This window comes from Moorena sp., assembly GCF_982860115.1.
This window is the reverse complement of sequence record NZ_CEYLVT010000327.1, coordinates 1-6,473: the sequence shown is the minus strand read 5'-3', so window position 1 is coordinate 6,473 and position 6,473 is coordinate 1. Positions and strand designations below refer to the sequence as shown.

Below are 6,473 nucleotides of genomic sequence, written 5' to 3'. Positions count from 1 at the left end.
ATTCCCGATTCCCGATTCCCGATTCCCGATTCCCGATTCCCGATTCCCGACTCCCGACTCCCGACTCCCGACTCCCCAAAAATTTTTTTTCCCTAGATGATATGAAAAAGAAAACAAGTGGGTAAGTTAAGTCTAGGACAGAACAAATCAGCATCCCGCACCTCCAGAAAGACTTATGAAAACTGATCTAAAAGTTAAACTCCTTAAGCACCTGACCCAGAAGAAGCAAGACGAAGGTTTTACTCTAATTGAACTACTAGTTGTAATCATCATTATTGGAATTCTATCCGCCATTGCTCTGCCTTCTTTCTTGAACCAAGCTAATAAAGCCAAGCAGTCAGAAGCTAAAACTTATGTCGGTTCCATGAATAGAGCTCAGCAAGCCTACTACTTGGAAAACGATGAATTTGCTAACAATGATAAATTTGGTCAGTTAGGTCTTGGCATTAGGACATCGACTGATAATTACCGTTACGGCATAACTGGGGGAGGTGAGGACTCAACAACCGTCGCTCACTATGGAGACCCAGCAAACGATAAGGGTGAGCTTAATACTACCTCTGCGCTTAAGGCATATCAGGGTGTCGTTGCCTTAGGTCAGATCTCAGAGACCAGTGAAGCAACCACCTTGGCTGTACTGTGTGAAGCTTTACAATCTATAGCCCAAGGCAAAGAAACAGGTGCAGATGCAGGAATCAACCTTGATGGTCTTAATCCGAAGTGCAAAGATAGTGGCTGGGAGGAGTTAGGTTAATGTTCATTTTAACCTGTTACTTTCCAGAAATTGAGGTATCTTAATCTCAATGCTGAACAGGTTATAAGGTCATTAATACTTAGGTTATAACCTTGGTGAAAATAGTTTTAATCACCTAAAATTAGATATTTTAGATATTTAGTTAGAGTGGGTAGATACTTCTATCCACTTTGTTTTGTGCAAATACTTAGGTGGACAATTACGCTGATCACGTTTTGAATGGTATTAGAAAATGGGGTGATCTGTTTAATTTAAATAGCACAAAACTATGACTAACTGGGAGCAACAAGCGGAGCACTATCTAATTCAGGGGGACTACAGTAAAGCTGCAAGCTTATACGAACAAGCTATTGAAAGGGAGCCCGATGTGATCGCCTACTACTGGCATTTAGGATTACTGTTCCTATTGCAGGGTCAAGAAACAGAAGCCCAAACCACTTGGCTGCTGGTGATGGCGGAGGCGGAGTCAGACCAAGTGGAGACGTGGACTGAGGATCTGCTCCAGGTGTTGCAAAGGGAAGCTGAGCGCAGGCAGGGGTTAGGGGATGATGCCCTAGCCTGGGCAATCCGCCAGCATATGCGGGAAATTTGCCCCACGGACCTGACTAATCTCTTGGAAATTATTGCCCTAAGCATTAAGCTAGAAACCTTTACCGGTGATGACTTGACCGAGCTAGGGGTGATTGAACTGCTACAAACCCAGCCAACGGTAGAATGCAATCAGCAATTATTGAAAGAGGTTTTGGAGCAGATACTAGAAGCCGAACCATTGCATCCCGCCTCCCTAGCATTCACCGAAGCGTGCTTAGCTTACCTGCCCAATCCTGAGATCTGGTTCTGGCCGTTACTGTCAGCTTGTATGAAAATTGGTTATACCTTAAAGCAACCGACCATCGCTGCTGGTTTTTTGGAATGTTATCGCTCCTTAGATCCTGAGCATATAGAAATCTTACGATATCTCGCTACCTTTTATCAAAATGCTGGTAATTATGACCAGGGCATAGAAACCGCTAAATTGTGCTATTCCTTATCGGAATCCTTACCAGACCAAATATCCGGAATTAACCTGGTATTGCGGGGGATAATGAATGCCGGGGGCTATTGGCCGGAGGTTACTGGGGCTTGCCAGACCCTAGAATCACTGCTGGTTTCACTAATTAAGGAACAATCGGTCACCTTGTCTGATGTTGAGACTCTGCGTCTGCTTACCCCATTCTTTCCTCTGGCTCATGTTCACGACCAGCCCAGCCATGTCAGGCCAATTTTGAATCAAATTGCTGAGCTGTTCGAGAGGAATATTCGGGGTTATACGAAGGAGAAAGCGGAGTGGTATGGATCTGTTAATAAAGGGAGCAGGGAGCAGGGAGCAGGGAGCAGGGATTATGGATCCCCCCTAACCCCCCTTAATAAGGGGGGGATTAAGGATGGGGGAATTCAGGACGGAGGAAAAACTACCAGACCCTTAAAAGTCGGATACCTGTCGGGTTGTTTAAGACGGCATTCCGTGGGCTGGCTAGCCCGTTGGCTGTTTGAGCATCATGACCGGGAGCGGTTTCAACTTTATGGCTATTTTGTAGACTACAAGCTAGTCAACGATAACCTCCAAGAGTGGTATGTCAATCAAGTAGACCATTCTCGAAAATTAGGGATTCATGTTTTAGAAGCGGCTGAGCAGATTTATCAAGATGAGCTGGATATTTTAGTTGACCTTGATAGCATCACCCTGGATATCACCTGTGCAGTCATGGCCCTGAAACTGGCACCAGTACAAGTCACGTGGCTAGGGTGGGATGCCTCAGGATTACCTGCCATTGATTACGTGATTGCTGACCCCTACGTTTTACCGGATTCCGCTCAGCAGTACTATTCCGAGAAAATCTGGCGCTTACCCCAAACCTATATTGCTGTGGATGGCTTTGAAGTAGGTGTACCGAGCTTACGTCGGGACCACCTGGATATTCCCAACGATGCCACCATTTATCTCAGTAGTCAGAAGGGATACAAGCGCAATCCCGAGACGACACGGCTGCAAATGAAAATTATCAAAGCAGTCCCCAATAGCTACTTTTTGATTAAGGGTAAATCTGACCAAGACTCCATCAAACGGTTCTTTAACCAGATTGCGGAAGAAGAAGGGGTAGAATGCGATCGCCTCCGGTTTCTACCAGAAGTTCCTACCGAAGCCGTTCATCGTGCCAACTTAGGCATTGCGGATGTAGTCCTGGATACCTATCCCTACAATGGAGCCACCACTACCCTAGAAACCCTGTGGATGGGTATTCCCCTAGTCACCAGAGTGGGAGAACAGTTTGTTGCTCGCAACAGTTACACCATGATGATGAATGCCGGAATCACCGAAGGCATTGCCTGGACAGATGATGAGTATATCGAGTGGGGGATTCGCTTAGGCAAAGACCCAGCCCTCAGACAACAGATTTCCTGGAAACTGCGACAATCTCGACAAACTGCGCCCTTGTGGAATGGTAAGCAATTTACTAGGGAAATGGAAAAGGCTTATCTGGAAATGTGGCGGAGTAGGGAGTAGGGAGTAGGGTGTGGGGTGTGGGGTGTGGGGTGTGGGGAGTAGGGTGTGAAGGGTGTGGGGTATGTCGGAGATAGACTCTTTTATCAATCTTTTTATCAATCTCAAATACCTTAATGCGATCGCTCACAGATACTCAACACGCCCAACCATCAGACTTGATATCACCCCTGATCTGTATCCATTTTTGCTGAAACCTTGAAGTAGGATTATTTTCCTTTATTTCTTCAACAAGTCGATCAGTTTCAATGGTGTGACGGTCAATTTCTTCCCAATGCTCATAATAGTATGCCATTGCCCCATGAACCTGGGCTAAGGACAGATCATACTTGTGAGCAATTTCTGCTAAAGAGTCTTTCATCTCCAAATACATTTCAGCAATGGCAGCAACAGGCATTCTTGTCCCAGCGATGCGGGGTTTACCATAACAATAGTCAGGATCTATGGCAATATATTCTCCACTTATTTGTTGGATAGACATTTGTCTGATTTTGATTAAAAGATAACCCTATTAATTATAAGCAATAGGCAATAGGCAATAGGCAATAGGCAATAAGCAAAAGGCAATAGGCAATAGGCAATAGGGAAAACTGATCTGACTCCCCATCTCCCCACACCCCACACCCCACACCCTACTCCCTACTCCCTCAAGAATTCTTTACAAAAATTTTCAAAATATGTTATAATATATAATTTTTTGTGATATACTGAAAAAGTGGATGGTAAACGTCCACGGGAAGGGCCAGCCTACTTACGTCTACAAGCCTAGGCTGGCTCTAGGTTCCCCCCATGAAAGGAGACACTCTACATTATGACTTACTATCACCGCCTACACCCCTGGGCCATCGTTCGCCTGTTACCAAAAATGCAGCGAGTTGTTGTTGGTCGCTTTCGCAATCGTTCTGATGCGGAAGGGCATTTGAAAGCTCTGAAACGATTAATGCCTGATGCTGAATTCATCATTGTTTTTGATGTAGGCGATCTTCCTAGGGAAGAAATGTAGAATGTAGAATTAAGAATGTAGAATGTAGAATGTAGAATTAAGAATTGAGAATTAAGAATTAAGAATTGAGAATTAAGAATTAAGAATTGAGAATTAAGAGGTTGTCTGAGAAGTCTCATTTGCTACATCTAAGCCCCCGTTGGTCCCCCAATTTTGGGGGCTTTTACCAGCAAATTGATTCTTGTTCCCCCCAGAATTGGGGGGCTAGGGGGGCAAAATTCAGTATCAAAAAACTTTTCAGATCTCCTCTAAGAACGCAGAAGGCAGAAGGCAGAAGACATAATTTCCAATTCACCATTCTTAATTCTCAATTCTCAATTCTACTTGGTGGTGCGTTACGGGGCGGGCTATTCCAATACTGGCCCTCGAAGTTAAAAATGAGGGCAAGCCCGCCCCTAACGCACCCTACATTCTTCATTCTTCATTCTCCATTCTAAATTCTTCATTCTAAATTCTAAATTCTCAAAGGAATGCACTATGCTATTACAAGACAAAAAACGCTACTACACAGCAGACGAATATTTAGAACTAGAAAAAGCTGCTGACTATAAAAGTGAATATCGGGATGGAGAAATTGTACCGATGGCTGGAGGCACTACAAATCATAATAAAATTGCTCTCAATTTTGCAGCTCACTTGAAGTTTGCCTTAAAAGGACAAGCATACGATATTTATATTGGTGATGTGCGATTGTGGATACCTGATTATCGCCAGTATACCTATCCTGATATCCAGGTAATTCAGGGTAAACCCATCTATACCGGAAAAGGGAAGACTACTGTCATGAATCCTTTGCTAATTGTTGAAGTATTATCTAAATCTACTAGAAACTATGACCAAGGAGAGAAGTTTCTCTACTATCGCTCAATTCCCCAATTTAAGGAATATATATTGATAGACCAAGCCAGAAATCATGTTATTCAACATACCAAAACCAGTGAAGGACAATGGTTACTCACTGAGCAAACCGCAGAAAAGGGAATTCTGGAATTAAGTACTATCGACTTTAAACTTAACTTTAGGGATATTTACGAAGGCGTTAATTTTGAAGAGGATGATGAAAGTTGTCAACTTTAAAGTTGTTCGCGTAGCGTGGCCAATAGGCCAAGGTTGTAAGGTTGTCAACTTTAAAGTTGTTCGCGTAGCGTGGCCAATAGGCCAAGGTTGAAGGTTGAAGGTTGTAAGCTTGTAAGTTGTCAAGTTGCCTATTGCCTATTGCCTATTGCCTATTGCCTATTGCCTGCTCCCTGCTCCCTGCTCCCTGTTCCCTGTTCCCTGTTCCCTGTTCCCTGTTCCCTAAAACCAACAAATTTGTACCTCACCTAATTGACAAAAGCTATTATACATATGTATCTCACCCATTTCGGCGCAAACAGCTGGCTACTGGAACTCCCAGAGCAACGGATTCTGATTGACCCCTGGTTAGTGGGTTCATTGGTCTTTGGCAACCAACCTTGGTTCTTTAAAGGGGACAAACCGGAAGCACTTAATAGCATTCCGGATAAAATTGACCTAATTTTGCTCTCCCAAGGCTTAGAAGACCACGCCCATACCCCAACCTTGGAAAAATTAGACAAAACTATTCCAGTGGTTGCCTCTACTAGTGCAGCAAAGGTAGTCAAACAGCTAGGTTATACCCAGGTAACTACCCTTACTGCTGGTGAAACCGTTGCGTTAGGAGATGACATAGAAATCCGAGCCTTGCCAGGAGCACCCATTGGTCCATTCCAGCAGGAAAATGCCTATCTGATCAAGCAGTTGGATAGTGGTAAAAGTCTTTACTACGAACCTCATGGCTATCCCCCTGCTGAAGTCAAGGATTATGCCCCAGTTGATATCGTGATTAGCCCAGCCGTGACCTTAGAATTACCGTTACTAGGGCCAGTCATTCAAGGCCATAAGACAGCGCTGCCGTTGGCGCAATGGTTGCAACCCCAAGTATTTCTGCCCACAGCAGCCGATGAAATTGTAGAGTATCAAGGGGTTTTGGCTTCCGTGCTGCGGGAACAGGGCAGTCTCGAAGAATTGCGATCGCAACTCCTCCAGCAAAATCTGCCCACCAAAGTCATCACTCCCAAAGTAGGGGTTTCGTTGGAAGTATAGCAAGGGAACAGGGAACAGGGAACAGGGAACAGGGAACAGGGAATCGGGAATCGGGAATCGGGAATCGGGAA

The 6,473-nt window shown here is 44.5% G+C and carries 6 protein-coding genes; 5 read left to right on the top strand and 1 reads right to left on the bottom strand.

Features of this window, described 5'->3' with window-relative positions:
• The first annotated feature begins 175 nt into the window (after positions 1–175).
• Positions 176–754 carry a type IV pilin-like G/H family protein gene (locus AC4II3_RS30505; protein ID WP_488014533.1) on the top strand — a complete coding sequence of 193 codons (579 nt, stop codon included), beginning with the start codon at positions 176–178 and terminating at the stop codon, positions 752–754.
• A 268-nt stretch (positions 755–1,022) separates the two neighbouring features.
• Complete coding sequence (locus AC4II3_RS30500; RefSeq protein WP_488014531.1) at positions 1,023–3,299, top strand: O-linked N-acetylglucosamine transferase, SPINDLY family protein; 2,277 nt, start codon at positions 1,023–1,025, stop codon at positions 3,297–3,299.
• Positions 3,300–3,432: 133 nt separating this feature from the next.
• Here AC4II3_RS30500 and AC4II3_RS30495 read toward each other — a convergent pair whose 3' ends face one another.
• Entirely contained in the window at positions 3,433–3,777 is a 345-nt protein-coding gene (locus AC4II3_RS30495; RefSeq protein ID WP_488014529.1) for a DUF433 domain-containing protein, read from the bottom strand.
• 330 nt (positions 3,778–4,107) lie between these two features.
• Between AC4II3_RS30495 and AC4II3_RS30490 the strand changes: the two genes are divergently transcribed.
• From AC4II3_RS30490 to AC4II3_RS30480, 3 genes are all read left to right on the top strand, one after another.
• Positions 4,108–4,299 carry a hypothetical protein gene (locus tag AC4II3_RS30490; RefSeq protein WP_293124045.1) on the top strand — a complete coding sequence of 64 codons (192 nt, stop codon included), beginning with the start codon at positions 4,108–4,110 and terminating at the stop codon, positions 4,297–4,299.
• Between the two features lie 477 nt (positions 4,300–4,776).
• Positions 4,777–5,376, top strand: coding sequence for a Uma2 family endonuclease (locus AC4II3_RS30485; RefSeq protein ID WP_488014526.1), 600 nt, complete (start codon positions 4,777–4,779; stop codon positions 5,374–5,376).
• Between the two features lie 270 nt (positions 5,377–5,646).
• On the top strand, positions 5,647–6,402 hold the full coding sequence (locus AC4II3_RS30480; protein ID WP_488014524.1) for an MBL fold metallo-hydrolase: 756 nt from the start codon (positions 5,647–5,649) through the stop codon (positions 6,400–6,402).
• Positions 6,403–6,473: the final 71 nt, after the last annotated feature.